1 protein-coding gene and 1 pseudogene are annotated in these 1,143 nt (G+C 67.9%); both read right to left on the bottom strand.

Going from position 1 to position 1,143, the window contains the following annotated elements; genetic code table 11:
* A pseudogene (locus ATN37_RS00040) lies at positions 1–186 on the bottom strand (ISL3 family transposase); the annotation flags it as partial.
* A gap of 632 nt (positions 187–818) precedes the next feature.
* Positions 819–1,130 carry a putative quinol monooxygenase gene (locus tag ATN37_RS00035; RefSeq protein WP_003941073.1) on the bottom strand — a complete coding sequence of 104 codons (312 nt, stop codon included), beginning with the start codon at positions 1,128–1,130 and terminating at the stop codon, positions 819–821.
* Positions 1,131–1,143: the final 13 nt, after the last annotated feature.

Below are 1,143 nucleotides of genomic sequence, written 5' to 3'. Positions count from 1 at the left end.
GTCACGAGCAGCGCCTTCGCTGCCGCACCGTCGGCACCACTGATCTGGTTCCACCACGCGGCACGCGAGGACCGCACGATCCGGTTCAAGTCGTTGCCCGGTCACGCTCAGACCGAGGCCGTCGAGTCGAGCGAAGGCGGTCAGGTCAGGGCGGCCGAAGCCGGCCGGCGGGGTAGCGTCGGACACGTCGAGGTCTTTCGGATGGATGGCGTAGGAACCTCCGTCGTCGGGAGACCTCGACGTCTATCTGCGGACCGACGCGCCCGGCCGACCTACACCCTCATCTGAGAAGACCCCTGAAACGTCTTCGACGACGACGGGACCGGTGAGGAGGAGGGCGCGGTGAGCTAAAGGAATGGAGCTTGCTCGGCTTCGACGCCGCCGCGAGCTCCGGTGAAACGGTCGGTACTGGTCGGTCGTCGTCGGTCACCACCGGATGGCGGCGTCCCCCACGCTCGGCGTTTGCGCAGGTCAGCGGCTCGTTCGCCCAGTGGGCGCATCAAGCGATAGACGCAGAGCCGACGTGATTAGGTCGTCGGTTCGATTCCGACAGGCGGCTCCGGCGAACAGCCCCTGACCTGCACAAACGCAGGGCAGGGGCGGTTCGGTTCTGGTGGTCGCGCGATGCGCTGGCCTCACGGCTCTGCCCGACACCGACGTCGCTCTCCTCTGCGACGGAACCCTCGCCGGCTGAGCGCTCGCGGCCGGCATCCTGTCCGTGTGCCGATAGGCCTCGCACCGCTCGGCAACGCAGCGTGGCGTTGCGTCGCGACCTGGCGACGGCTCGGCGGGGCGCGATCGTCTCGTGCGTTGGCGGACTACGGGAGCTTGGACGCGAGGACGTCGGCCGCCAGGATCTCGGGTGCTGCGCCGAGGAGGTGCTGGTTGGCCATCAGGGCTGCGACGATGGCGCCGTTGGCGTGGGCGTCGCGAGCGGCCTCGTCGGGGAATGCATCGAAGATCCAGAAGGTGTCGGCGTGGGTCCTGACCGCGAACCAGACAATCGTTCCTACTTCTTCGTTGGCGAGCGCGACAGCGCCGGCGAGCAGATCGGCGAGCGCGTCGTGCTGTCCATCGGCCGCGACGATCTTGGCGACGAAGGCATACGGAAGTGATGCGGGTGTGGACATGAGGGGTTCTCCT

Origin of the sequence: Rhodococcus sp. MH15 (genome assembly GCF_019266045.1) — a bacterium.
Classification (GTDB): Bacteria; Actinomycetota; Actinomycetes; order Mycobacteriales; family Mycobacteriaceae; genus Rhodococcus_F; species Rhodococcus_F qingshengii.
This window is presented reverse-complemented; position numbering and strand designations above follow the sequence as displayed.